The organism is Corynebacterium sp. MSK150 (assembly GCF_030229215.1).
GTDB lineage: Bacteria > Actinomycetota > Actinomycetes > Mycobacteriales > Mycobacteriaceae > Corynebacterium.
The window spans coordinates 112871-137909 of sequence record NZ_JASPHM010000003.1 but is presented as its reverse complement, the minus strand read 5'-3'; the positions used below and the strand labels follow the sequence as shown (position 1 = coordinate 137909).

Here is a 25039-nt window from a genome sequence, read left to right as displayed (position 1 = left end):
GCACCAGCCTAGAAAAGGCCCGAAATGGTGCCTTGCTTATCGACGTCGATATTATTGGCCGCCGGCTTCTTCGGCAGTCCCGGCATCGTCATGACGTTGCCTGTGAGCACAACGATAAATCCCGAACCGGTGCGCGGCAGTAATTCGCGCACGTGCAGCGTATGGCCTTCCGGCGCCCCCAGAGCAGAGGCATCGTTGCTGAAGGAGTACTGCGTCTTAGAGATGACCACCGGCAGCTTATCCCAGCCATTGTCCTGGATGTACTTGAGATCCTTGAGCGCCTTTGCCCCGTATTCCACACGGTCTGCGCGATAGATCTCGCGCGCGATGGTCTCGATGGAGGCCTCGATTCCCTCCCGCGGATCGTAGAGCTGCTTGGCTCCTCCCTGTAGGTTCTCCAGCAAGGTCTCTGCCAGCTTGGTAGCGCCTGCGCCACCCTCGGACCAGACATTGGCTTCCTCCAATGCCACCCCGAAGTCTTCGGCCCACTGCCGCATAAACTCGCGTTCTGCCTCGGTATCGGACCAGAAGAGGTTGAGCGCTACCACCGGTTTGATCCCGAACTTGCGCAGGTTTTCTACGTGGCGCTCTAGGTTGACTATGCCCGCCTTGAGGGCATCCAGGTTTTCCTCAGTGAGCTTATCCTTGGCCACACCGCCGTTGTATTTCTGCGAGCGGATGGTGGCAACGACCACGGCGCCAGCAACATCTAGGTCGCCAAAGCGCGCCTTAATGTCGACGAACTTTTCTCCGCCGAGGTCGGAGCCGAAGCCGGCCTCGCTTAAGACGATATCGCCAAATTGCAGTGCGGTGTGGGTGGCCAACAGGGAGTTGCAGCCGTGCGCGATATTGGCGAACGGACCACCGTGTACCAAGGCCGGCACGCCGCCAAGGGTCTGTACCAAGTTGGGGTTGAGGGCATCACGCATGAGCGCCGTGAGCGCACCTTCCGCTTTCAAATCACGCGCAGTAACAGGGCGCTGATCATAGGTGAAGCCGATGGTGATATCGCCGAGGCGCTTCTTTAGGTCCTCGAGGTTCGTGGCCAAGCACAAGATGGCCATGATTTCGGAGGCCGCAGTAATAGTGAAACCGGTTTCTGCAGGCACACCGTGAGCAGGACCGCCCAGACCGGTCACCACGTTACGCAGGGCACGGTCGTTGACGTCCATGCACCGCTGCCATGTCACGCGCCGCGGGTCGATGCCCAGGGCGTTGCCTTGGTGGATGTGGTTATCAATGATGGCGGCCAGGGTGTTGGTTGCAGAGGTAATGGCATGAAAATCGCCGGTGAAGTGAAGGTTGATGTCTTCCATGGGGACAATCTGTGCATAGCCGCCGCCAGCCGCGCCGCCCTTAATACCCATTACTGGTCCTTGGGAGGGCTCACGCAGGGCAACGATGGCCTTCTTGCCCAACTGATCCAGGGCGTCGGTAAGGCCGATGAGCACGGTAGACTTGCCCTCGCCGGCAGGTGTAGGCGATACGCCGGTGACAAGCACCAGCTTGCCCTGGTTTTCCTTGGAATAGTCCACCTTGGTGATATCGACTTTGGCTTTGGTGGTGCCATAGGGAATCACGGCGTCGGCAGGAATGCCTGCCTTGGCCGCGATCTCCGCGATTGGCTGCAGGTGGTGGGCTTGGGCGATTTCAACATCGGATGGCTGAGTAGTCATGTCCTTAGCCTACCGAGCTCGCGAGTTAAATAACCCGCATTTTTGAAAGAAAGTGAATTGAATCAATCTTCCTGTCCACGCTGCGATCCAAAAAGGCGCCCCTGCAGGGGCGCCTTCCGGGTGGACTTGTCGTCTACCTCTTAAAGGATGACGAGGCCGAATGCGTAGCCCAAGAGGACAGAAACTGCGATGCTGACCGTGCCTGGGATAAGGAATGGGTGGTTGAATACAGCCTTGCCGATTCGAGTCGAGCCGGTATCGTCCATCTCCACCGCTGCCAGCAGCGTTGGGTAGGTCGGCAGGATAAATAGAGCCGAGACGGCTGGGAAAGCAGCGACTGCGGTAAGGGGGCTTACGCCCAGAGCCAGGGCTGCTGGCATGAGGGCCTTGGTAGTAGCGGCCTGCGAGTACAGTAGCGCTGCGGCGAAGAACAAGACCACCGCGAGCAGCCACGGCGAAGACTCAATAACGCTACCAGCCATAGACTGAATATCGTCCATGTAGTGGTTGATAAGGCTGGTACCCAACCAAGCAACGCCTAGCACACAAATACATGCGGACATACCGGACTTAAATACCGGCGTATTGAGAACATCCCCCGCCGGGAACTTCGACATCATGACGATGATGGTGGCCGCAGTGAGCATAACCGTCATAATCGCCTCATTACGTGGCAGGGTTGGTTCTGCGATTAGCCCGACCTGCTCCGAGGTCAGCGTGGCCCATGCCATCACGATGACGATGGCTACCAGGAACACCAGAACAGAAGCCTTGGCACCCTTCTGCGGCTGGAAGTTCTCAGCCCCCAGTGGTTGCTTAACCAAGCCTTGCGCCTTGCGCTCCTGGTACACCGGGTCATCATCTAGTTCCTTGCCAAACTTATTAGCAATCCACGCAGCTGGGAAGATAGACAGGAACGTTGCCGGAATGACGACTGCTAGCACCTGCAAATAGCCCACTCCAGCTGGCTCCAACAGGCTGGCTAGGAGAACCACTGCGGCAGAGATAGGCGAGGCACAAATTGCCATCTGAGAGGCAACTACCGCAATAGAAAGCGGGCGTGAAGGGCGAACCTTGCCTTCTTTAGCTACCTCAACAATGACCGGTAGCGTGGAGAATGCAGTGTGGCCGGTACCGGCCAGCACCGTCATCAACCAAGTAACGATGGGCGCGTAGAACGTAATCCGCTTCGGGTTTTTGCGCAGAAACTTTTCTGCAATGTGCACCAGGTAGTCCATGCCACCAGCCCTCTGCATCGCGGCGATGGCGGCAATGACGGTCATGATGATACCGATGACGTCGAATGGGATGTCTTCCCTAGTAATGGGGACACCGGTGAGACCAAGGGCCAACACACCGAGGCCGCCGGCCATACCGATACCAATTGAACCAATCCTCGCGCCCAAAAAGATGGCGGCGAGAACGATGACTATATGAACAATAACCATGGACATACTCCATACGCTCTGTATGCAAACTAAGGGCACGCTTCTCCATACAGAGTGCATGCCGTCCTCAACATCTTCTATTTTGCACCTGTCACGGTGATTTATTCACTCGAATTGTCCGTTTGTGTTGATTCCCACATGTATTTAGTGTCTCGTTATAAGACGGTCGGTATCCTTCTCCGCATTCGCCCAGCACAGGGCCGTAGAAAGAAACTAGCTACCGCCGATTCCATGCACGCAAAAGACCCCTACAGCCTTCGCCAGTTTTCCTTGTACATCAAGAAACATGGCAGAGACCGTGGGGGTCTACTATGCGGGGCGCTATGCCCTACTGCTTCTCAAAAGCCGAGTCTTTAGTCCTCGTCGATGAAGAGCTGACCGCGGAACTCTGGGTGCATGAGGTTTTCAACGGACAGAACCTTGTTCAAGGTAGCCTCATCGAGCAAGCCCTTCTCCAAGACGAGTTCCTTGACGCCCTTGCCGGTCTCCAGGGACTCCTTGGCAATCAGGTCACCGTTGTGGTGGCCGATGAACGGGTTCAGGTAGGTGACGATACCGATGGAGTTTTCCACGTACGCACGGCACACGTCTGCATTAGCGGTAATGCCGGTGACGCACTTTTCGTGCAGGGCATCGACGGCGTTACCCATGATGCGAATGGACTGGAACAGTGCCTCGCCGATGACCGGCTCCATGACGTTGAGCTGCAGCTGGCCAGCCTCAGCGGCCATGGTGACGACGTGGTCATTGCCGAAGATCTTGAAGCAGGTCTGGTTCACAACCTCCGGGATAACCGGGTTGACCTTACCCGGCATGATGGAGGAGCCGGCCTGACGGGCAGGCAGGTTGATCTCAGCCAGGCCAGCGCGCGGGCCGGAAGACAGCAGGCGCAGGTCATTACAGATCTTGGCAAGCTTCATTGCTGCGCGCTTGATGGTGGCGTGCAGCAGCACGTAAGCGCCACAGTCAGAGGTTGCTTCAATGAGATCGCGGGCGGTCTTCATCTCCAAGCCGGTGACCTCAGACAGAGCTGCGGTGACCTGGTGGCGGTAGCCGGCCGGGGTGTTCACGCCGGTGCCGATTGCGGTTGCGCCCAAGTTGATCTCGAGCAGGCGACGCTGTGCATCGCGCAGCAATGCCTGCTCCTCGTTCAGGTTATTGGCAAAGCCTTTGAACTCATCACCCAAGGTCATTGGAACCGCATCCTGAAGCTGAGTACGACCCATCTTCAGGATGTCCTGGAACTCATTGCCCTTGACCTGGAATGCGGCACGCAGACCATCCATGCGCTCAATGAGGTGATCCACTGCTGCATGCAGACCCAAGCGGAAGCCGGTCGGGTAAGCATCGTTGGTGGACTGGGACATGTTCACATCATCATTCGGGTTGATGATGTCATAGGAGCCCTTCTCCTCACCGAGGTACTCCAGTGCGAGGTTGGCAACAACCTCGTTGGTGTTCATGTTCAGCGAGGTACCAGCGCCACCCTGGAAGACGTCCAGCGGGAACTGATCCATGCAGCGACCCTCTTCCAGGATCTGGTCACAGGCCCAGATGATGGCTTCAGCCTTCTTCTTTGGCAGAACGTGCAGGCGGCGGTTTGCCATGGCGGCCGCCTTCTTGACCTGGACCATGCCGCGGATGAAGTGCGGGATGGTGTTGATGGTCACGTAAGAGATCTGGAAGTTCTCCATGGCGCGTACGGTGTGCACACCGTAGTAAGCGTCAGCGGGAACTTCCAAGGAGCCAAGAAGGTCGGTCTCGGTGCGAGTCTTCTTGCTGGAGTTCTTCGGTGCCTTTTGTTCGGCCACCTTCTGCTGTGCGGCGTGAGTGGAAGTGTCAGCTTCCTTCTTCTTCACGTCCTTTGCTGCAGACTTGGTGTCCTTTTCTTCTTTCTTAGAGGACTTTGCCATGATGGCTCGGCTCCTTTGCCTGTCGAGACTTATATTCGAATGAGTAACCTCAAGCGCTAATGTTAGCCACGACTGAATCTATTTGGGCCGACCCAGAGAAATTGATCCCCCTAAAAGCGGGCGATGCGTAAATCGGAAGCCAAAATCGCTTCCGCACCGAGTTGGGAAAGTCGGTCCATGACTTGGTTGGCTGGTTTCTTCGGAACCATCGCTCGCACTGCCACCCAGTTCTCACGCGCTAACGGCGACACCGTAGGACCGGTCAATCCTGGAGTAATACCAGCGGCTGCGTCGAGGTTGGATTGAGCGATGTTGTAGTCGATCATTAGATATGTGCGAGCGTGCAGAATTCCCTGAATGCGGTCGAGCACTACCTGCTCTTCCTCCGTAACTTCTACCCCTGTACGCTTAATAACTACCGCCTCGGACTCAATGATCGGGTCCCCGAACGGCGCTAACCCTTGCTGGCGCAAAGTAGTACCAGTTGACACGACATCAGCAATAACATCGGCAACGCCGAGCCGGATGGAAATCTCTACAGCCCCGTCCAATCGAATAACATCGGCCTCAATCCCATGTGCGGCAAGGTTCGTGCGGACAAGGTTGGGATACGACGTCGCAATCCGCCGCCCGGCTAGTTGAGAGATATCCCACTCCTCCCCCTGCGGGGCTGCGTACTGGAACGTGGAGCCACCGAAGCCTAAAGGCAGCACTTCATCAAAGCTCGCTTTAGAGTCAAGTGCCAAGTCCCGGCCCGTAATGCCTAGGTCTAAGACCCCGCGGGCGACATAGATGGCAATATCTTTCGGCCGCAGGAAAAAGAACTCTACTCCGTTATCGGCGTCTACTACGTTGAGCGCCTTGGAATGCCCGCGGCCCTTGTAACCGGCCTCTGTAAGGATTTCCACGGCAGCTTCTGACAACGAGCCCTTATTCGGTACAGCAATCTTGATCATGCGGATCCTTCTATCCTGTGGGGTGTTGCCTAGAGGTACTTATAAAGGTCTTCAGGGGTAAGTCCGCGCTTAAGCATCATGACCTGAGTCCAATAAAGCAGCTGGGACATCTCTTCCGCCAGCTCATCGTCGGACTGATATTCTGCGGCGATCCATACTTCCCCGGCTTCTTCGATGATCTTTTTACCGATGAAATGCTCGCCTTTATCCAGCGCGGCAACGGTGCCAGAACCAGCTGGACGCTGGTCGGCCTTCTCGGCTAGTTCGGCGAAAAGAGTCTCAAAGTTCTTCACGTCTACCTATTGTTCCACAGGTAGATAGAGAATGTAGGGGAACTCTGAATTTCTATTGCCGCGCCGAAATCTTAGCGAACCACTCATAGACGTCAGTGGCCTTAGCTCCCGCGAGGTGCCGCGAATCGCGGAGGCTAGAGATTTCGGTGGCCTCGGTCGGGACCTCAACCTGATCATCTTCGGGCAAACCGATAACCGCACAGCCGGCATCAACGGCGGCGCGCATGCCGGTTGCGGAATCTTCGAAAACTAAGCACTCCGCGGGATCTGCTCCTATGCGGCGGGCGGCCTCGCGGTACATATCCGGCGCTGGTTTGCCGGCAGGAACCTCATCCCCGCAGATAGTATCGACGAAATAGTGCCGCCCCAACGCATTGATAGCAGCGTCAGCGACATTGCGCTCGGTATTGGTAGTGACCATCATAGGCACCCCATCGGCTTTCAGTTCCTCAAGCAGTGCAGGGATTCCCGGGAAGATTTCCAGTTGACGAGCAAAAAGGCCTTTGACATAGTCAAACATTCGGGCGCGGTAGCGCTCACTGTCACCGGGTTGCAGCGAAACTCCCGCATTATCCGCGCAGATTGCCAAGGTGGTATCAAAGGTCGCGCCCACAGTAGCTAGGCGTTGGGTGGGAGTGAGCCGTTTGCCCAGCAGTTCTGAAAGATAAAACGTTGCCTCCGCCCAGAGGGGCTCCGAATTGGTGAGGGTGCCATCCATATCCCAGAAGATGGCGGCGGGCTTAGTCAGGTTGGAAGCGGCGGCGGAGTGCGGCACGAGAATAAAGCTAGCTTTCTCTTTCAGGAAGGAAATAGTGTCACCGTCTACAGTCAAGCACACGGCGGAAAGAGCCAGCCGCGCAGTTAGCGCGAGCTGGCGCTTACTAAGGCGGAAGGGTCAGAACTAAAAATCCAGTTCCGGAATCTGCGACAGGGCTTCATCGTCTGCTCCGGTGGCCGCGCTGGCGTTATAGATAAGCTCAGAGAGCTCTTCCTTTTCCTCTGGCTCGAGAACGGCATCGTGTTGAGCGCGATTAAAATCTGCCAACTTGCGAACGGTCTTGGACAAGACAGTGACCAACTGTGGTCCGTCTGGATCGTCCGGAAGAGCATCCAGCCCATCGAGCATCTGCTCAAGGTGGCCGCGCAGCTCTGGGAGGACGTTGGCGTCAAACGGGGCCTCCCAGAACTCCTTTTCCTCTTCCTTGAGGTAATCGCCGGTGGCGAAGGACTTCAGGTCACTAATAAATTCATCTACGGTGGGCTGGAAATCGGCGCGAATGCTCATGGTGTAGATACTGCCCTATCTTGCCTAAGCCCGCACGCCGAGGAGCGAATTTAGTGCGGTGCGAACCAAATCGTCCGCCCCGTCCTCGTCCGTGCCGCGGTCGGCCTCTGCCCACTCATCCACGGCATCGAGAGCAGCCGGGGTATCAAGGTCGTTCGCGATTGCGGCACGCAGCTTGGCGACGACCTCTTCGGCCCCTGCCATACTGCCCGGCTGCGCCAGGGCCTCCCGCCATGCGGCGAGGCGGCGCTTAGCGCCGTCGAGCACCTCGTCGGACCAGTCGCGCTCGTCGCGGTAATGGCCCGCGAAGACACCCAAACGGATAGCGGAGGGATCTTCACCCGCTTCTACGAGCTTGTGAACGAAGACGAGGTTGCCCAAGGACTTAGACATCTTGACCCCGTCGAGACCGATCATGCCGGTATGCACGTAGAACTGTGCCATGCGATCAACGTTGAGGGCGGCCTCGGCGTGGGCAGCGGAAAACTCATGATGTGGGAACTTCAGGTCGGTGCCGCCACCCTGGATATCGAAGGAAGAACCCAAGCGGTTGGTAGCGATGGCGGAACACTCAATATGCCAACCCGGACGGCCAGGCCCAAAGGGCGACTCCCAGGCTGGTTCGCCCTCGCGGTGGGCACGCCAGATAAGCGCGTCGAGCGGATTTTTCTTCCCTGGGCGGTCGGGATCGCCGCCGCGCTCAGCAAAGAAGGTGCGCATCTCTTCGGCAGAGTAATTGGACTCATACCCAAAACGCTCGGTGGCCTCGATGGAGGCGTAGATATCTGGGTGCTCGGGGTCGTCTACGACGTAGGCCGCTCCGACGTCGAGAAGCTTCTGCACCATTTCCACGATTTCATCGACGGCCTCCATGGCACCGATGTAGTCCTGCGGCGGGAAAACGGAGAGCAGCTCCATATCGGAACGGAAGAGGTCAATTTGAGAAGTGCCGAGCTCACGCCAATCTACACCGTCGCGTTCGGCACGTTCGAATAGCGGATCATCGACGTCGGTGATGTTTTGGACGAAGTGAACTTTCTTCCCGGCATCCAGGAACGCCCGGTAGATAAGGTCAAAGGTCAGGTAGGTGGCGGCATGGCCCAAATGGGTGGAGTCATAGGGCGTGATGCCGCACACGTACATGGTGGCGGTATCCCCTGCGACCTCTACGGGAGCGATGTTTTGGTTCGCAGAATCGTACAAGCGCAGCTGTGCCGCATCACCCGGCACAGGGCGGAAGGAAGGTAGTGGCCAAGAATGCATAGCCACCATACTAACGCGGTGCGCCTTAGAGCGGCTGCAGGACTCCCAGTGCCAGGAGGATCATGACGAGCACGCCGACCGGGATGCGGTAAGCGGCAAACCACGAAAAGGAGTGGTTGCCCACAAACTTTAGTAGCCACGCAATCGAGGCATAACCCAAGGCAAAGGCAATGCCCGTACCGACCAAGAGCTGGAGACCGGAGGCGGACTGGCCGGTTTCGGGAGAAAAGGCGTCGGGAAGCGAGAAAAGGCCCGAAGCCAACACTGCCGGAATGGCCAGCAAGAAGCTAAAGCGCGTGGCTACCTCGCGGTCCAGGCCCAGGAACAGACCACCGGAAATGGTGCCGCCGGAGCGGGAAACACCCGGAATGAGCGCCAAGCATTGGCACAGGCCCATAACAATGGCGTCTTTCATGGTCAACTGGTCAAAGCTGCGTTCCTTCTTACCCATTTTTTCTGCAGCGATGAAGACCAAGGAGAAGAGAATGAGCATTGCGGCGGTAATCCACAGGTTGCGCAGGGCGCCACGAATCGCATCCTCGAATGCGAGGCCGACAATTCCGATGGGAATGGAACCCACGATGACCATCCACCCCATGCGCCAGTCCTGGCCGCGAGAGGACTTATCAGCCCAGCCGCGGAACCAGCCGGAGAGAATTTGCCAAATCATTGGGGCAAAATAGACCAGCACAGCCAGCTCCGTACCTAGCTGGATAACTGCGGTGAAGGACGCGCCGGCGTCGTTGCCCCAAAAAAGTTCGGAAACAATGCGCAGGTGACCGGAGGAACTTACCGGAAGAAACTCGGTAAGCCCCTGCACGATGGACAAAACAATGACCTGCGCCCAAGAAACAGCGTCAGTTGCGGTATTAGAAATCACCCGCTTCACACTACAGCCGCGCTGGGCTTCGAGTTTTTACAACGCGCGCTGTTAGGATTAGTAGCCGTGAAATCTCAATCTGGCTCCGCACTTATCCTTTCTAGTTTGCTGGCGCTTAGCGCCACCACGTTGGCCGCCTGCCAGCCCGAAGTGGGCGTGGGCGCCGATCCAGAGACCGCGGTCAAGGGCAATGCCACCCCAGCGGCCTCCCCGGCTAAGGCGGATCCGGAAGGCACTGTGGTCGACCTTAGGGCAGACATCACTGACCTTGCCGCCTTTGATGACTCGCTGGCAGTGCGCACCAAGGACGAGCTTCTCATCGGTAGCCAGAAGGATTTTGAGGGGAAGAAGGCTACCTCGCTAGACATTTCTGCGGAGTGTGGTGACCTCAGCTCATCTGCCTCGGGCTTCGTCCTCGCCTGCCCAGATAAGGTTCTCCTCATCGATCCTGCATCCCCGGATTCTCCCCAAGAGGTCAATATGGAAGAGGACTCCCCCGTTACCGCCGCCACTCAGCTATCCAGCGGCGAGATCTTCGCCACCTCGGCCGCTTCCACCACGGTAGGCATTTATAAGGACGGCAAGCGCGACGGAGATATCGAGGTGGAAGCTGGCTCGGACCAGCTATTGGCCGTGCCCAATTCCTCGGGCGATGACGGAGTGGTACGCATCCACCGAGAGGATTCCACCATCCAAAACGTGGACTGGACGAATGATCGCGCGGGCGGCCGACTGCGCGTTGGCCAGGGAGTCGGCAGCATCGCGGTGGGCGATAAAGGCGTGGTCCTCGCCTCCGATACCGAGGGCGGCCGCTTGGCCGTCTACACCTCTGATGACGTTGTCCGCCTGCACCAATACGGCAACGTAGAGGGCACCCCTTGGGGCGTAGCCTGGGACAAAAAGCGCAATCTGGGGTGGGTGAGCGCCACCGATACCAATAAGGCTCATGCCTATGAGATAGACAAAGGCGTACCAGAGCTGCGCGGAGATCTCTCCACTCTGCCGGATGCGCAGAATATTGCCGTGCTTGGCGACGGCACCTTTGTCGCCGCCTCCGCCACCGGCCACGGGCTGCAGTTCGTGGACACCCCGCACCTGAAGAAGGAGTCCTAACACCATGACCAGCACTATTGACCAACTGCGCGCGCAGGCCTACCAGCTTGCTCTGCGGGGCATGTTTAAGCTGAGCCCAGAGCGCATCCACGAGATTATTAACACTGCGCTCAGCGGGCTGCAGGCGGCCGGGCCAGCTAACCGAGCCCTGGCAAAGATCCTGCCGGTCAATGATCCAGTGCTGCGCCAAGAGGTCTTCGGAGTAGAATTCCCCCGCCCGTTGGGACTTGCCGCCGGGTTTGATAAGAACGCCGCAGCTGCTGATACGTGGACTCCCATTGGTTTCGGTTTTGCAGAGTTGGGCACCGTCACCGCCCAAGCACAGCCTGGCAATCCTGCTCCGCGGCTCTTCCGCCTGAAGGCCGATAAGGCCATCTTGAACCGGATGGGCTTTAACAATAAAGGTGCAGCGGCCGCCGCAGAAAACCTGCGCAAGCGTCGCTACAGCGATGTCATTGGCATCAATATTGGCAAAACCAAAGTCACCCCTGCCGAGCATGCAGTAGAAGATTACCGCCGCTCCGCGTCGGTATTGGGCGACTTGGCAGATTTCCTGGTGGTCAACGTTTCTTCGCCGAATACCCCGGGCCTGCGCGACCTGCAAGCAGTGGAATCGCTGCGCCCCATTCTCTCCGCCGTGCAAGAATGCACCGCGGTTCCGGTGCTGGTGAAAATTGCCCCGGATCTTTCTGATGCTGACGTTGACGCCGTGGCAAACCTAGCCCTCGAGCTCGGGCTCGACGGAATTGTAGCGACAAATACCACCATTTCCCGCGAGGGACTCAAGACTCCAGCCGCCGAGGTAAAGGAGATGGGTGCCGGTGGCGTATCCGGCCCTCCGGTAGCCGAGCGCTCCCTAGAGGTACTGCGCCGCCTCAATGAGCGAGTCGGCGACCAGCTCACCCTCATCTCCGTGGGTGGCATCTCCACGCCGGAGCAAGCATGGGAGCGCATCACTTCCGGTGCTTCCCTACTGCAGGGCTACACCGGTCTCATCTACGGTGGTCCGGACTGGATCCGCGATATCCACCGCGGCATTGCCGCTCAAATCCGTGCCCACGGTTTGAGCAATATTTCCCAGGCGGTTGGTTCCGGCCTCCCCTGGAAGCCTTTGGATTAGTCCGACCCAAGGTTGCACAACACAAGGTCCGCCTACCTCTCCTGCTGCACGCAGAGGAAGTAGGCGGACCCTTAATCTTTGCGGTGCTGACTAGGTCTGCGACATGGCGCTGCGCTTGAGAATCAGTGCGCACAACACCGCGAAGCCGGCGTAGAACACGACCCAAAACTGTGGTTGCGTGAATAGGATATCGCCGGGCACAAAGCGGCTTGCTGCAATAATCACAATGGCGATGACCAACGCTGCAACCTGCGCGCGGCTCCCCGCCTGACTTTTGCTCATGGTACTAAAGGCGCCGACGATGATCGCGGCGACAATAATCGCCACTTTGGAATACGTCCATTCGAAATCGGCACCCCAACCATCCGTGAAGACGGAGATTAATGCAAAGAGGACCAGCACGAATGCGACCACCATGAAGGCGCCGCCCACCCGCAGCGCCGTCGGCGGGCTAGGCTGCGATGAAGTAGAGCCACTAGCCATTACTTCGCCTCGTACCAGCCCCACAAAATGGCGCGACCAAGAGCATGGAAATGCAGGTTGAACCCAAGCACGGTCGGCGAAGCATCTGGATCGATATCGAGCTTCTCTACGTCGACTGCATGGACGGCGTAAAGGTAGCGATGCGGGGCGTGTCCGACAGGCGGGTTCGCACCGAAGTAGGTGCGCTCGCCCGAGTCGTTGCGCAAGCTGATGACGCCGTCAATACCCAAGTCCTCGGCGGCACCGGCATTGGTAGGCAGCTCGCTTACCTCGACGGGGATATTGAACGCCGCCCAGTGCCAGAAACCAGAAGCCGTTGGCGCATCGGGGTCGAAACAGGTCACGGCCAGGGACTTGGTGCCTTCCGGCAGTCCAGACCAGGCAAGCTGAGGCGATACGCTCTCTGGGGCGCGGAGCTTTTCCTGCAGCTCGTCTCCTTCCACCACATCAGTGGACGAGAGAACGAAGGAAGGGACATCGCGCAGCGGTGCGTAAGGATCTGGACCAGGAAACCGGGAATCATCTGCGTAAGAAGTCATAGACCCATTTGTACCCCACCTCACAAGGCGATGTCGATGTGGTGTAACCGCCGCGGCCTGCATAAATTCTGCTGCACACGTGGAAAGCCCCTACCCAGACTTACAACCATGTATTTCCACACGCCGTTAATATTTGCTTTTTCATGCCACACGCAGGCGATTTGTAAAGCAAGCCTCGAGCAGGATACAGTATCGGAGTGCCCAGCCGAGAGGCTGACAAACACCCTGCCCGGGTGGCGGAATGGCAGACGCGCTAGCTTGAGGTGCTAGTGTCCTATTAACGGACGTGGGGGTTCAAGTCCCCCCTCGGGCACAACGGACCGGCGGTTACCACTAAGGTAGCCGCCGGATTTTTCTATTCAGTACTCCCACAAGGACTACGATCTCCCCCATGACCACATTTTTGAGTTGGGCGCGCAGCTTCGGCCAGTTCCTCATGTCGCTCGCCCAGTCCGCCTGGCGATCAATTCTCCAGTGGTCGATGCGTCGTTGGGTAGCCGTCCTCGCCACCATCGCCACCGGCGCGATACTCTTTTACTTCTTTGATCTGCCGAACGTGTCCCAGCTTCGCGTCGCCTCCACCCGCTATGGTGCGTGGTTTCCTCTCCTTTTTATCCTAGGTTATGTCATATTTACGCAGCTTCCATTTCCTCGGACGTTGTGGACGGTAGCCGCAGGAATACTTTTTGGCCCATGGAAGGGCCTCGCCCTCTCCTTGTGCGCCTTGACGGTGTCAGCGGCCCTCTCGCTCCTCATCGTCCGCACGCTCCTCGGAGACTGGATCCGGCCGCACCTAACCCACCCAGCAGTGTTTAAAATCAATGCCCACTTAGAGCGGCGCGGCTGGCTGGCCATCGCTTCGCTGCGGATGGTGGCCGGCGTCCCCTTCAGCCTCCTGAATTATATTGCCGCACTAACACCCGTGAAGCTTAGCCACTTCACCGTGGCCACTCTCCTCGGTTCCGTCCCAACTACTGCCCTCGGCGTCTTCTTCGGCGATGCCCTCACCGGCCACACCTCGCCCAGCATCATTGTTGCCATGGTAGCTTTTGCCGCCATCGGTATGGGCGGGCTGTATATGGATTCACGTCTACCCACTCGCCCATAAGTCAAGTACGAGCGGTAGACTAATTCGCAATTGGTTCCTTAAGGAGGATTTTCTGTGCTTGCTGTCCACGCTCGCTACCGGGGCCGCTCCGTGCGTCGCGCAGAGTTGGTCCAACGCTCCGCAACGGCTCTATCCACCCTCAAAGGTGTGGGCGAGTTCCACGTGCTCGGCGTGGAAGATATTTGCGCCGTAGTTGATTCAGCAACTGCCGTGTGCGACGTGGTCATGGCCTTGCTTGCCGACGGCGACTGGGCCATCGGCATCGGCATTAGCCCCGGCAACCAAGAAGATGAGGAAGGCGCGCGCCAAGTAGCAACCGCTGCATTGCGGAAGTCCGCCCGCATGGGGCAGGTCTACGCCAAACTCAATAAGCGCGGCCGCGCCTCGGAGGCGAGCGATATTGCGGCCACCTTTGCCCTGCTTGGATACGTTCTGCACAAACGCACCATCGAAGGGCGTGAAGCAACCTCACTCGTCCGTGCGGGGCTCAACCAGAATGAGGCCGCCGAAGAGCTAGGAATTTCCAAGCAAGCCATGTCGCAACGCCTCCAAGCGGCCGGCTGGAGCGCGGAAATGGCGGGGTGGCAGTTGGCCGTCAACCTCATTGAACGCGCCAACCTTACCCACCCCTAGAGCAAATCAGACTTGCTCAACTCAGGTGTAGTAACGAAGTCCACGAGGCGCTCCACGGCACCGATCAGGCTGGAGTCTAGGTCGCGGAAGGAATGTACGGCGTTATAGACATGACGCCACCCATCCTTCGGGTCGCTCCACCCCACGCGGCGGCAAATACCGGTTTTCCAATCCTCGCCGTAAGGCACATCGGGCCATTCACGCAGGCCGACGCGCTGCGGCTTTACCGCCGCCCAGATATCGATGAAGGGGTGTCCAGTTACCAGGACATGCTCTCCCACGGTTTCCGTTAATCGGGTTTCTTTGGAGCCTTGAACCAAGTGATCCGCCAATACTCCGACCCTGCGGCCTGGCCCTGGCTGAAACTCTGCGAGGCGCGCCTCCAAGTTGTCCAAACCCTCGAGGTATTCGACTACCACGCCTTCCACACGCAGGTCGTGGCCCCACACTTTTTCTACGATGGCAGCATCATGCACGCCTTCTACCCAAATGCGCGACGGCGCGGCGACTTTAGCCTCCACATTCTCTACGCGGCGGGAGCCGGAGTTGGACTTACGAGGAGCCTGCTTTTCGACGTACCGGGTAAGCGTCACAGGTTTTCCTTCCACCAGGAACCCGCCTTTAACCAGGTTAAAGACCCGTTCTACGCCGTGGCGATCCTCAAGGCGTACCACCTCACCGAAAACGGTTTTATCCACGCCCATAACAGCGCCCACAAAGTCGTCGCCGCGCACTTCCACTACCATTCCGGGCTCGGCTGGCACTTCTGGGTACTGGCGCGGCTTCGACCGCGAGTGGCCAGCAAAAATATCTCCGCCATAAGGATCAAAACTCATGGCCCGTTAGTCTATCTACTAGACTGGCTCGCCATGGATATGCGCGCCGAAGTATGGTCACCTTTACAAAACACTGCCGTATGGCTTGGCTCGTGGCTGTGGGGACATGAAACCACCGATGACCTACTGGACGCGCTTACTGAACTAGGCGGACGTCCAGAATGCTGGGACGAATCCCCCTTCGTCGATCTATTAGCCATGCTGCGCGCGGAGACCACCGAGCTCACCGCTCATCGCGGTGTACGTGCAGAGCCTATTGTGCGTCTCGCACTGTCCGGGCCAGGCGAGCCGCCCGCATTGCCTGCAGGATCGGAGTCCTATCGCGCGGCCACACAAAGTTCTGCCGGAGCAATCATAGTTCGTACCAATGATCCCTTGCGTAACTTAGTCCTCGTACCCCACATTCGCCACAGCCATACTGCGTGGCAAGTGGTCGTCGAAAAGCAGCAGCTCCCCGCGCCCGCCTGGCTAAGCCCCGGTGAAGCCGACGCACTCCTCTCTCAAGCAACCAATGAGTCCGCCGATCTCATCGCCGCAACTGGGTATAGCACCGAGGCCTTGCCCAGCCCACGCCTCACCGTGGGAACCCTGAGCGACTTCTATGACACGCCCGGCCTTCCCCACTCAACGCCAGCTCGAGCAGCCAAGCTCTTTGCCCGGGCCGACCGAGTGGCCGCGATCATCGAAACCGTTACTGACCGCATCAATGACCACAGCCTTGATCCACAATTGCTTCGCTTGTGGCGCCATATCCGCCAGGCGCGCATGACGGGCGTGTCTTATGCGCTTGGAGAATTTGCCCGTTAGCGGGACCAGATATCGCAGCACCCCGCTGCACACGGCGCACCATTGACTGTGCACCCTTGCGCCGTGACACTCCCGCTGGTCTCCCACTCGCGGCCTTGCTCTAGTTCATCGATGAGATCAACCACCATCTCCGCAAACCTTGGAGTCGGACCCGCTGTCCGGGTGCGCAGAACTTTGACACCCATCTCGTCTGCTGCCTTCTGCAGCTCGGAATCGAGATCCCAGATGACCTCCATATGGTCTGAGATGAAGCCAATCGGACACACCACTACTGTGTCCACGCCTTCGTTGTTATGGATGTTGGTGGTGTGGTCAACAATGTCTGGCTCGAGCCACGGAGTGCGTGGATTGCCCGAACGTGACTGCCATACAAGGTCATAGTCAGAAATACCGGCTTGTGCGGCCACCAACCGCGATGCCTCAGCCACCTGGCGGGAGTAAAGGTTTTTATCGCCTTCCGCGCCGCCCACGTTATCGTGCGCGACGGGAACCGAATGGGCGGTAAATAGCAAGCGAGTGGCTTCCTTCACGTCCTCCGGAACCTGTCCCCAGACCTCTGTGACAGCGGCTGCCATTTCGGCCACGAACTTCGGATGATCGAAGAATTGGCGAATCTTAGTAAATTCAATGTCCGGCAAACCCTGCTCCGCCAGATGCTCACGCATCTGCTGAATGTCCTCATCATATTGCCGGCATGCGGAGTACCCACCCCATGCAGAAGTAGCGAAGACAGCTACCTTTCGCACCCCGTCCTGAGACATCTTCTCCGCAGTCTCGCTGGCAAAGGGATGCCAATTTCGATTGCCAAAATAGACCGGTAGATTATGTCCGCGTTTTTTCAACTCACTATCGACATGATCGATGATTTCGCGGTTAAGCGCATTGAGCGGACTTACCCCCCCGAAGTGGTAATAGTGCTCGCCCACCACTTCTAGCCGCTCGCGAGGGATACCTCGGCCTCGGGTTACGTTCTCCAAAAAAGGAACGACCTCCTCGTTTCCTTCCGGGCCACCGAAAGAAAGAACGAGGAGGGCGTCGAAGTTTTGGACATTCTGTTGTGCGTCAGTCATGCCCTAAACCATACCAACCAAAAGTTGGAGATTAGAGAAGGCGCACGACATCGGGAGTAGCGCCACCCCAGCGAACTGGAACTACTGAAACAGTCTGACCAGACTGTGGCGCTTCAATCATTTGGCCGTCGCCTAGATAGATAGCTACGTGCTGGCTTCCACCAGCTCCGTAGAAGATGAGGTCACCGCGCTGTGCATTCGCGCGAGGAACCTTTTTGCCCTGCTGGTACTGCGCACCAGTGTAGTGAGGAAGGTCCAGGCCGGCTGCCGCATAGGCGTACTTAACTAGTCCCGAGCAGTCGAAGCCAGACTGGCCGAAGTCGCCGAAGGAATCAGCCACACCACCATCGCGAAGCCCACCAGTAGGACCATTATTATCGCCGCCACCCCACACATAAGGGACGCCGACCTGAGACTCAGCGCGAGAAATCACGGCCTCGATCTGAGCGTCTCGGCCCGCGTCTGCACCGGTGGTACTTTCCTCAACTTCAGACACTTCATCCACTTCGGGGGCGTCAACGCTGGCGGCAGGTGCAGTATTCGGGCTGCCCAAACCTAGCAAGTCAGACGAGCCCTGCATGAGGGTGCGCACATCGTCTTCATCAACCGCCGCGGCAATATCATTCGCAAGTCCGAGCGCATCGTTCACAGAGGACCCAGTGCCGAAATCGACGTTCTGGAACGTCGGAGTAGCACCCTTGTTGAGGGCGTTTTCAAAGTCCGCCTCTGGAGCAGTCTTCTCCTGCTCAGCAACGGATGGTTCCTCCGGGTTCTCTGCAACGTCCGTGCCGCCCGTAACCTCAGGCGTTCCACCCTCTACCACCTCATCGGTAAAGGTCTCAGACTTGTCCTCACTCGTCAAGTCTTGTGGGTTGACCGAGAAGGTATTAGTAGAGACCTCGGAATCAAGATTATCACCTTGATTTGGCGAGACTGGAAGAGAATCCTGCCGCGAGAGCTGTACCCCGCTTGCCCCCTCCCCCTGGGACGTAGCCTGCTGCTGGCGGGCAAAAGTGGCTTCCGCAAACCTTTGGGTAGCGTTTAGCCGCGCTTCATTCTGGGCCAGCTCTCGACGCTCCTGCGCAACACGATTCTCGGCTTCTCGCTTTTCCTCGCCCGCCTGGCGCAGCTCATCTTCCAAGCTGGCAACATACTCTTCGTTAGTCCCCGGCTCGCCGTTCACTTGTTCCAATTGGGTTCGAATCTGAGCAATACGGTCTTCCGCTCCGGAAACATCTGCTTCCGCGCGACCCAGCTCTGCCCGGGACTCCTCTACAGCGCCTTGCAGTGAATCCGCGTTGGTAACTGCACGGTCAATTGCTACGTGGTCTGATTCTTGGTCCTGGACCGTACCTGGGCTTGGCGTCGATACTTCATCGGCGCTTGCTGGGGCTACGGTGGAAAGTGTTGAAATGGCTGCAGTACCTGCTACTGCAGCAATGAAAGCGCGAACATGTCGAATGCGCGGAAGGCGGATGGTGGCCACTGAAATACTCCTAGTCTGGGCCCACCCTGCTCCTTTAGTGAGAGTCCACGAAGACATCCGGGCATAGGAATGCCCGGGCTCCCCGCCTGCATATTTCGCACAAACACAGACGTTATCGCATGCCTACTTGAGCAGCCTAGAGAATCGCCTCGAGTAGATATCAATAGATACGCGAAGCGAACCCCTGGTGCCCGCAGACACTAGAGCGGTAATTGTTGATGGACTGCCTACATTGGCTGAGACTTCACTCCGGGTGTGCTCTTTCGGTGGACCCTCAGCAGACTTAGGGTTTTCATGTTGGAACTAGAGAGAGTTAAAGACGATTGCTGCGCCGTTACTGGACGACTCAAACCGCTACTGTTTCCCCACAACAGCGATATACAGACAACTTGCACTCTGGCAAGAGAGCCTAAAGGTCTACTTGCGTGAGTCCGACAAGTCGGCCACAAATGGTCTACAACTATTCTCTGTTCAAACAAATTCCCACGACTGCGAAATCCACTTCTATTCTTGCGCTGCGCGCGACATACGCTCCAGGATGCGTCTAACAACCCGCGATTCCGTATGCCCCGATCACGTCTTCGTTGCACTGAGCACCGTGAGAACTGCTCTACGGGTTCTGGCAGACCTCGCCGCGGCGTCGACCGGAATCCAAAAGGTCTAGCCTTTTAGTACTACCGAGCCGTCGAGGGCAAGCAGCCACAAACCATGAACAGGCCGCACGAGGCTGACCCTTGTGGAGTGATTCGGCGTTCCCGGACTCTATCCCTATGGACCCCTTCGTGCGCACCTTCTGTGCCAACAGGCTTTCAGCCTTAGCCATATAAAGGTTCGCACCAAAATTTCCACACGGTGGAGTTCTAATGAACGCGTCTCACCTCATAAACGGAAGGTGGGTTGATGTGTAATTTTTTCGAACATTGCAATCGCTCAAGTTCTTTGCCTGCGTCCCCAATCACTTTCGATTGGTCCCGGTTCATTGACTTCCAAGAACGGCCACTCGACGTTCTAACCTTCGCTCGAGGCGTGCTTCCCCACATACCCGTGCGAGTCCTCTCGTGACAGTCAAGGCTAAGCCCATGAACCCAGGAAGCAAGAAATGTCTCCTGAGTCGACAACCGAACCTTACGTCACGACACGCCCGTTTCGCACAATTTTCCCGCAATTCACGTGAGTCAAGTTAATTAACATGACTCAACATGTGCACCTAACCTGCAATGATTTTGTTACCATCCCGTTATTGTGACTTTAATCACTCGCTAGCCAGAGTTCCATACGCTCTACCGGCCCCAGCTCGACCACAACTCGGACAACAGAGCCACTCCCCCACCGGGCGTCAACCCCTAAGGGTTTACTTTGGCCACTCCCCCGCCCCATTCACGATCCCCAATTAGGTACCCGGTTCAAGCTGAGCCCAGGCCGAACTTCTGCCTCCCCGATCCACAACCGGTCTTCTCGACACGCCGTGAGTGAACGAAACCGCGCCATTCACATTCACCCGGAGTTCTTCGGTACCCACCTTCGGGCCAGTTGCTCGAATTTTTCACACATCGGAAACTCGCAAAAGTTTCGCTCTTTAAAGCGATACTTTTTCGAACAAACTTAACTTTCAGGGAGTGTTTGTCGAGTCTTGGAAAGTGAAGTTCCGCAGTGCTCGCGCTACCCTATTTGCCTGACCGACCCAATCGGGATTTACATAGAGTCTTTTCATCCTCTAGACCCCGCGCCGCCTGGCCGCCAGAAAAGAGCTGACCAAAACAATTATGGCGATTACGGCAATCGCCCCCACTACTGCGCCCACAGGGAAGCTGATTTGGTCTAGTCCCTTGTAGTACTCAGACAGAAGGTCTACTTGTTCAATCCCAGGCGGGATCTGAGCCTGCACCGACTCAATGTCAGCACGGCTATAAATGTCACTAACGGAAGAAACATGGCGAGGGGTTTGTACGATGACAGTATTCAAACCTGTCGCATCTTGGAGCTCTTGGGCGATGTCACGGACATCAGGTGACCGATCAGCCATCACATCAACCACGGCCACCCCGTCACCGTCTCGCAAGCCTTGAGCTACCTCCGCGTTGAGCTGTGCATCTTGGCCGAGCGCTGGGGACGTATAGGCCACGCCGTCCTCTTTCAGCTGGCTTGCCAAATCAGCTACATCTACGCCCGCAGGAACCATGCGTATCTCTTCCTTATATATAGGGCTCCTAAACTTCTTCTCCCCAAAGATACGGACAGATCACAGCAACCCATTTCCTCAACTCGCCGATTTTCTTGAAAAGGTGAAAACAGAACGCTTGTACTGTTACAATGGCAGCGACCGAAGGTTTTAGCCTCTACAATATCTAGGTGAACCATCGCGTTCTTTGTCGCCTTCAACACAGCGGGCCCCATGGTCGCGTCGAGTCACACTCGTGACCGTTGACGCTGAGCACTGCCCCGCTGTGACGACAGGCGGCGAGTACCAAACAGAACACACTGTTTATTAACAAGGAATGGAGCTCCCTGTGACTGAAAGCTTGAACTCCTTCGAGGCCAAGAAGACCCTTGACGTCAACGGCAAGTCTTATGACTACTTTGACATCAACACCGTCTCCGGCTTGGAGAAGTTGCCCTACTCCCTCAAGGTGCTGGCAGAAAACCTGCTGCGTAACGAGGACGGCAAGAACGTAACCAAGGATCACATTAACGCCCTGGCAAACTGGGATCCGGAAGCAGAACCGGACACCGAAATCCAGTTCACCCCGGCACGCGTCCTCATGCAGGACTTTACTGGCGTTCCTTGCGTTGTTGACCTCGCTACCATGCGTGAGGCCGTCTCCGCACTGGGTGGCACTCCGGATCAGGTCAACCCTCTCAACCCGGCCGAAATGGTCATTGACCACTCCGTCATCGTTGAGGCTTTCGGCTCTACCGATGCGCTGGAAAAGAACGTTGAAATTGAGTACCAGCGCAACGAAGAGCGCTATCAGTTCCTCCGCTGGGGTGCCGAGAACTTCTCCAACTTCCGCGTTGTCCCTCCGGGAACCGGCATCGTCCACCAGGTAAACATCGAGTACCTGTCCCGCGTTGTATTCGACAACGAGGGCCTTGCTTACCCGGATACCTGTATCGGTACTGACTCCCACACCACCATGGAAAACGGCCTGGGCATTCTGGGCTGGGGCGTCGGCGGCATCGAGGCAGAGGCTGCCATGCTCGGCCAGCCGGTGTCCATGCTCATCCCGAAGGTCGTCGGCTTCAAGCTGACCGGTGAGATTCCTACCGGCGTTACTGCAACCGACGTCGTTCTCACCATCACCGAGATGCTGCGCGAGCACGGCGTTGTTCAGAAGTTCGTTGAGTTCTATGGCAACGGTGTTAAGTCTGTCCCGCTGGCAAACCGCGCCACCATCGGCAACATGTCCCCTGAGTTCGGTTCTACCGCTGCAATCTTCCCGATTGACGAGGAGACCACCAAGTACCTCGAGCTCACCGGCCGCCCGCAGGAGCAGATCGACCGCGTCGAAGCCTACGCCAAGGCACAGGGAATGTGGCTGGAGGAGGACGCTCCAGAAGCAAAGTACTCCGAATACCTCGAGCTGGACCTGTCCACCGTTGTTCCTTCCATCGCCGGTCCGAAGCGCCCGCAGGACCGCATCCTGCTGACCGAGGCCAAGGAGCAGTTCCGTAAGGATCTGGCTAACTACACCACCGACGAGGTTTGCGTTGACGAATCCTCTGTCGAGGCAAAGCGCATGTCCGCAGAAGGCGGCGCCCCAGCTATGGAGGACGTCACCGGCGGCTTGAACAAGGCTCGTGAGGGTCACGGCGAGTCCTCGGCTACTGGCGCGAAGGGCCGTCACTCCAACCCAATTACCGTTGAGTCCCAAAACGGTGGCGAGTTCACCTTGGACCACGGCATGGTTGCCATTGCCTCCATCACTTCCTGTACCAACACCTCTAACCCATCCGTCATGGTGGGCGCAGGCCTTATCGCCCGTAAGGCAGCAGAAAAGGGCCTGCAGTCCAAGCCATGGGTTAAGACCATCTGCGCTCCTGGCTCCCAGGTTGTTGATGGCTACTTCCAGCGTGCAGACCTGTGGAAGGACCTCGAAGCCATGGGCTTCTACCTCTCCGGCTTCGGCTGCACCACCTGTATTGGTAACTCCGGCCCACTGCCGGACGAGGTTTCTGCAGCTATCAACGAGAACGACCTCGCTGCCACCGCGGTACTTTCCGGTAACCGCAACTTCGAGGGCCGTATCTCCCCGGATGTCAAGATGAACTACTTGGCTTCTCCAATCATGGTCATCGCCTACGCTATTGCCGGCACCATGGACTTTGACTTTGATGCACAGCCGCTGGGCCAGGATAAGGAAGGCAACGATGTCTTCCTGAAGGACATTTGGCCATCCCCGCAGGAGATTGAGGACACCATCCAGTCCGCTATTTCCCGCGAGATGTACGAGGCCGACTACGCCGACGTCTTCAAGGGCGACGATGCTTGGCGCAACCTGGACGTGCCGGAGGGCGAGACCTTCAAGTGGGATGAGGATTCCACCTACATCCGCAAGGCTCCTTACTTCGATGGCATGCCAACCGAGCCGAACCCGGTTGAGGACATCAAGGGCGCACGCGTGCTGGCAAAGCTGGGCGATTCCGTCACCACTGACCACATCTCCCCTGCTTCCGCTATTAAGCCGGGTACCCCGGCTGCGCAGTACCTCGATGAAAACGGCGTTGCCCGCCAGGACTACAATTCCCTGGGCTCTCGTCGCGGTAACCACGAGGTTATGATGCGCGGTACCTTCGCGAATATTCGCCTGGCTAACCAGCTGGTCGACGTCACCGGTGGCTACACCCGTGACTTCACCCAGGAAGGCGGCCCGCAGGCCTTCATCTTCGATGCTTGCCAGAACTATAAGGAAGCCGGCATTCCGCTCGTTGTCATTGCTGGTAAGGAGTACGGCACTGGTTCTTCCCGTGACTGGGCCGCTAAGGGCACCAACCTGCTTGGTGTGAAGGCTGTTATCACTGAGTCCTTCGAGCGTATCCACCGTTCCAACCTGATTGGCATGGGCGTTATCCCACTGCAGTTCCCGCAGGGCGAGTCCCACGAGTCCTTGGGCCTGGATGGTACGGAGACCTTCGACATCGAGGGCATCTCCGCCTTCAACGATGGCTCCATCCCGAAGACCGTCCACGTAACCGCTACCAAGGAATCCGGCGAGGCCGTGGAGTTCGATGCTGACGTTCGCATCGACACCCCGGGTGAGGCTGACTACTTCCGCCATGGCGGCATCTTGCAGTACGTTCTGCGTCAGATGGTCAAGAACTAAGCGTCTTCGCGCAGTCCTTTAGCCCACCCGAGGGGAGCTAAAGAACTAAGTTCTGTCGACAACGCGGGGTTGCACCGCCCTCCCCAGGAAGGGCAATGCAGCCCCGCGTTTCGTCACGTCGATTTTATTTCTTATTTAAAATTACTGATTAAAATTTCTTTAGACATCCCCCATTAAGGAGAGTTCCCTACTATGCCCATCGTGAGCGAATCTGAACTTAGCCGCCGCCGGCACGACATTCTCGTAGGTGCCCGCCGCTGCTTCGCAGAGCACGGGTACGAGGGAGCGACTGTACGGCTACTCGAACAAGCTACGGGTAAGTCACGTGGCGCAATTTTTCACCACTTCGGTGACAAAGAGTCACTATTCCTTGCCTTGGCGCAAGAAGATGCCGCTCGTCAGGCCGAAGTCGTGGCTCAAAATGGCTTGGTGGAAGTCATGCGGGAAATGCTCCAGCATCCTGAGCGCCACGATTGGCTCGCCACTCGCTTGGAAATCACCTCCCTGCTACGCACTGACCCCTCGTTCGCCGCTCGGTGGAAAGAAAATCAATCGGTTCGTGATGAAGCCGTTCGCACACGATTGGCATCTAATGCGGATAAGGGTCGCCTACGAGATGATGTAGGAATCGATACCTTAGCCATCTATCTTGAGGTATTTATGGATGGATTCATTAATCGACTTGCCTTGGGCGATACCGCGGAGCTGGAAAATGTTCTTGACCTAGTAGAGCAATCCATCCGCGGTGCTCAGGCGAGCCCACAGTAGCCCCATACAACTACTTTTGCTCCCGGCAGCGTCTTAACTGA

Annotated in this window: 22 protein-coding genes and 1 tRNA gene; 8 read left to right on the top strand and 15 right to left on the bottom strand. The window is 57.4% G+C overall.

Annotated elements, in window-relative coordinates; genetic code table 11:
- Positions 1-8 precede the first annotated feature (8 nt).
- From QP941_RS03000 to QP941_RS02960, 9 genes are all read right to left on the bottom strand, one after another.
- Positions 9-1676 (bottom strand): formate--tetrahydrofolate ligase, encoded by a 1668-nt coding sequence (locus QP941_RS03000; RefSeq protein WP_284867952.1) that lies wholly within the window; start codon positions 1674-1676, stop codon positions 9-11.
- Between the two features lie 140 nt (positions 1677-1816).
- Positions 1817-3124, bottom strand: a complete 1308-nt coding sequence (locus QP941_RS02995) for an anaerobic C4-dicarboxylate transporter (RefSeq protein ID WP_284867951.1) — start codon at positions 3122-3124, stop codon at positions 1817-1819.
- A gap of 353 nt (positions 3125-3477) precedes the next feature.
- Positions 3478-5037, bottom strand: a complete 1560-nt coding sequence (gene aspA / locus QP941_RS02990) for an aspartate ammonia-lyase (protein WP_239274247.1) — start codon at positions 5035-5037, stop codon at positions 3478-3480.
- Between the two features lie 110 nt (positions 5038-5147).
- On the bottom strand, positions 5148-5993 hold the full coding sequence (gene hisG / locus QP941_RS02985) for an ATP phosphoribosyltransferase (RefSeq protein ID WP_284867949.1): 846 nt from the start codon (positions 5991-5993) through the stop codon (positions 5148-5150).
- A 29-nt stretch (positions 5994-6022) separates the two neighbouring features.
- Positions 6023-6286, bottom strand: coding sequence for a phosphoribosyl-ATP diphosphatase (locus QP941_RS02980; protein WP_204609052.1), 264 nt, complete (start codon positions 6284-6286; stop codon positions 6023-6025).
- 52 nt (positions 6287-6338) lie between these two features.
- Positions 6339-7061 carry an HAD family hydrolase gene (locus tag QP941_RS02975; RefSeq protein WP_284867948.1) on the bottom strand — a complete coding sequence of 241 codons (723 nt, stop codon included), beginning with the start codon at positions 7059-7061 and terminating at the stop codon, positions 6339-6341.
- 126 nt (positions 7062-7187) lie between these two features.
- Positions 7188-7571 carry a hypothetical protein gene (locus QP941_RS02970; RefSeq protein WP_005324796.1) on the bottom strand — a complete coding sequence of 128 codons (384 nt, stop codon included), beginning with the start codon at positions 7569-7571 and terminating at the stop codon, positions 7188-7190.
- A 24-nt stretch (positions 7572-7595) separates the two neighbouring features.
- A complete protein-coding gene (mshC, locus tag QP941_RS02965) occupies positions 7596-8834 on the bottom strand; it encodes a cysteine--1-D-myo-inosityl 2-amino-2-deoxy-alpha-D-glucopyranoside ligase (protein WP_284867947.1) in 1239 nt (412 codons plus the stop codon).
- Positions 8835-8859: 25 nt separating this feature from the next.
- Entirely contained in the window at positions 8860-9714 is an 855-nt protein-coding gene (locus QP941_RS02960) for an undecaprenyl-diphosphate phosphatase (protein ID WP_284867945.1), read from the bottom strand.
- Positions 9715-9780: 66 nt separating this feature from the next.
- Here QP941_RS02960 and QP941_RS02955 point away from each other — a divergent pair, with 66 nt between their 5' ends.
- Together QP941_RS02955 and QP941_RS02950 are read left to right on the top strand one after the other, a co-directional pair.
- Positions 9781-10827, top strand: coding sequence for an NHL repeat-containing protein (locus QP941_RS02955; RefSeq protein WP_284867943.1), 1047 nt, complete (start codon positions 9781-9783; stop codon positions 10825-10827).
- A gap of 4 nt (positions 10828-10831) precedes the next feature.
- Complete coding sequence (locus QP941_RS02950; protein WP_239278800.1) at positions 10832-11947, top strand: quinone-dependent dihydroorotate dehydrogenase; 1116 nt, start codon at positions 10832-10834, stop codon at positions 11945-11947.
- Positions 11948-12037: 90 nt separating this feature from the next.
- Here the strand turns inward: QP941_RS02950 and QP941_RS02945 are convergent, their stop codons facing one another.
- Positions 12038-12430: a hypothetical protein gene (locus QP941_RS02945; protein ID WP_239278799.1), complete on the bottom strand. Its 393-nt coding sequence runs from the start codon at positions 12428-12430 to the stop codon at positions 12038-12040.
- Positions 12430-12969, bottom strand: coding sequence for a YbhB/YbcL family Raf kinase inhibitor-like protein (locus tag QP941_RS02940; protein WP_284867942.1), 540 nt, complete (start codon positions 12967-12969; stop codon positions 12430-12432). Before QP941_RS02940 ends, QP941_RS02945 begins: the two co-directional genes overlap by 1 nt.
- 227 nt (positions 12970-13196) lie before the next feature.
- Here QP941_RS02940 and QP941_RS02935 point away from each other — a divergent pair.
- The 3 genes from QP941_RS02935 to QP941_RS02925 all read left to right on the top strand — a co-directional run bounded on the left by QP941_RS02935 (position 13197) and on the right by QP941_RS02925 (position 14710).
- Positions 13197-13282 (top strand) — tRNA-Leu (locus tag QP941_RS02935).
- A gap of 78 nt (positions 13283-13360) precedes the next feature.
- On the top strand, positions 13361-14077 hold the full coding sequence (locus QP941_RS02930; protein WP_284867941.1) for a TVP38/TMEM64 family protein: 717 nt from the start codon (positions 13361-13363) through the stop codon (positions 14075-14077).
- Between the two features lie 54 nt (positions 14078-14131).
- Positions 14132-14710, top strand: a complete 579-nt coding sequence (locus tag QP941_RS02925) for a MarR family transcriptional regulator (RefSeq protein WP_284867940.1) — start codon at positions 14132-14134, stop codon at positions 14708-14710.
- Here the strand turns inward: QP941_RS02925 and QP941_RS02920 are convergent.
- On the bottom strand, positions 14707-15546 hold the full coding sequence (locus QP941_RS02920) for a DUF3097 domain-containing protein (RefSeq protein WP_200435636.1): 840 nt from the start codon (positions 15544-15546) through the stop codon (positions 14707-14709). The two genes, QP941_RS02925 and QP941_RS02920, sit on opposite strands and share 4 nt — an antisense overlap.
- Before the next feature lie 33 nt (positions 15547-15579).
- On the opposite strand from QP941_RS02920, the gene QP941_RS02915 reads away from it, so the two are divergent.
- Positions 15580-16353: an Rv1486c family protein gene (locus QP941_RS02915; RefSeq protein ID WP_284867938.1), complete on the top strand. Its 774-nt coding sequence runs from the start codon at positions 15580-15582 to the stop codon at positions 16351-16353.
- Here the strand turns inward: QP941_RS02915 and QP941_RS02910 are convergent.
- The 3 genes from QP941_RS02910 to QP941_RS02900 all read right to left on the bottom strand — a co-directional run bounded on the left by QP941_RS02910 (position 16350) and on the right by QP941_RS02900 (position 21088).
- On the bottom strand, positions 16350-17423 hold the full coding sequence (locus QP941_RS02910; protein WP_284867936.1) for a ferrochelatase: 1074 nt from the start codon (positions 17421-17423) through the stop codon (positions 16350-16352). The genes QP941_RS02915 and QP941_RS02910 overlap by 4 nt on opposite strands.
- A 31-nt stretch (positions 17424-17454) precedes the next feature.
- Positions 17455-18909 carry an NlpC/P60 family protein gene (locus QP941_RS02905; protein ID WP_284867934.1) on the bottom strand — a complete coding sequence of 485 codons (1455 nt, stop codon included), beginning with the start codon at positions 18907-18909 and terminating at the stop codon, positions 17455-17457.
- A gap of 1714 nt (positions 18910-20623) precedes the next feature.
- Positions 20624-21088, bottom strand: a complete 465-nt coding sequence (locus QP941_RS02900; RefSeq protein ID WP_284867933.1) for an Rv1476 family membrane protein — start codon at positions 21086-21088, stop codon at positions 20624-20626.
- A gap of 328 nt (positions 21089-21416) precedes the next feature.
- On the opposite strand from QP941_RS02900, the gene acnA reads away from it, so the two are divergent.
- Together acnA and QP941_RS02890 are read left to right on the top strand one after the other, a co-directional pair.
- Positions 21417-24230 carry an aconitate hydratase AcnA gene (acnA, locus tag QP941_RS02895; protein WP_284867932.1) on the top strand — a complete coding sequence of 938 codons (2814 nt, stop codon included), beginning with the start codon at positions 21417-21419 and terminating at the stop codon, positions 24228-24230.
- A 192-nt stretch (positions 24231-24422) separates the two neighbouring features.
- Positions 24423-24998 carry a TetR/AcrR family transcriptional regulator gene (locus QP941_RS02890; RefSeq protein ID WP_284867931.1) on the top strand — a complete coding sequence of 192 codons (576 nt, stop codon included), beginning with the start codon at positions 24423-24425 and terminating at the stop codon, positions 24996-24998.
- The last annotated feature ends 41 nt before the right edge of the window (positions 24999-25039 follow it).

What these genes read in the sequence shown, in the direction of transcription:
- QP941_RS03000 (WP_284867952.1), bottom strand. Translation starts at nt 1,676, where the DNA reads ATGACTACTCAGCCATCCGATGTTGAAATCGCCCAAGCCCACCACCTG.
- QP941_RS02995 (WP_284867951.1), bottom strand. Translation starts at nt 3,124, where the DNA reads ATGGTTATTGTTCATATAGTCATCGTTCTCGCCGCCATCTTTTTGGGC.
- aspA (WP_239274247.1), bottom strand. Translation starts at nt 5,037, where the DNA reads ATGGCAAAGTCCTCTAAGAAAGAAGAAAAGGACACCAAGTCTGCAGCA.
- hisG (WP_284867949.1), bottom strand. Translation starts at nt 5,993, where the DNA reads ATGATCAAGATTGCTGTACCGAATAAGGGCTCGTTGTCAGAAGCTGCC.
- QP941_RS02970 (WP_005324796.1), bottom strand. Translation starts at nt 7,571, where the DNA reads ATGAGCATTCGCGCCGATTTCCAGCCCACCGTAGATGAATTTATTAGT.
- mshC (WP_284867947.1), bottom strand. Translation starts at nt 8,834, where the DNA reads ATGCATTCTTGGCCACTACCTTCCTTCCGCCCTGTGCCGGGTGATGCG.
- QP941_RS02950 (WP_239278800.1), top strand. Translation starts at nt 10,832, where the DNA reads ATGACCAGCACTATTGACCAACTGCGCGCGCAGGCCTACCAGCTTGCT.
- QP941_RS02945 (WP_239278799.1), bottom strand. Translation starts at nt 12,430, where the DNA reads ATGGCTAGTGGCTCTACTTCATCGCAGCCTAGCCCGCCGACGGCGCTG.
- QP941_RS02940 (WP_284867942.1), bottom strand. Translation starts at nt 12,969, where the DNA reads ATGACTTCTTACGCAGATGATTCCCGGTTTCCTGGTCCAGATCCTTAC.
- QP941_RS02930 (WP_284867941.1), top strand. Translation starts at nt 13,361, where the DNA reads ATGACCACATTTTTGAGTTGGGCGCGCAGCTTCGGCCAGTTCCTCATG.
- QP941_RS02920 (WP_200435636.1), bottom strand. Translation starts at nt 15,546, where the DNA reads ATGAGTTTTGATCCTTATGGCGGAGATATTTTTGCTGGCCACTCGCGG.
- QP941_RS02915 (WP_284867938.1), top strand. Translation starts at nt 15,580, where the DNA reads ATGGATATGCGCGCCGAAGTATGGTCACCTTTACAAAACACTGCCGTA.
- QP941_RS02910 (WP_284867936.1), bottom strand. Translation starts at nt 17,423, where the DNA reads ATGACTGACGCACAACAGAATGTCCAAAACTTCGACGCCCTCCTCGTT.
- QP941_RS02900 (WP_284867933.1), bottom strand. Translation starts at nt 21,088, where the DNA reads ATGGTTCCTGCGGGCGTAGATGTAGCTGATTTGGCAAGCCAGCTGAAA.
- QP941_RS02890 (WP_284867931.1), top strand. Translation starts at nt 24,423, where the DNA reads ATGCCCATCGTGAGCGAATCTGAACTTAGCCGCCGCCGGCACGACATT.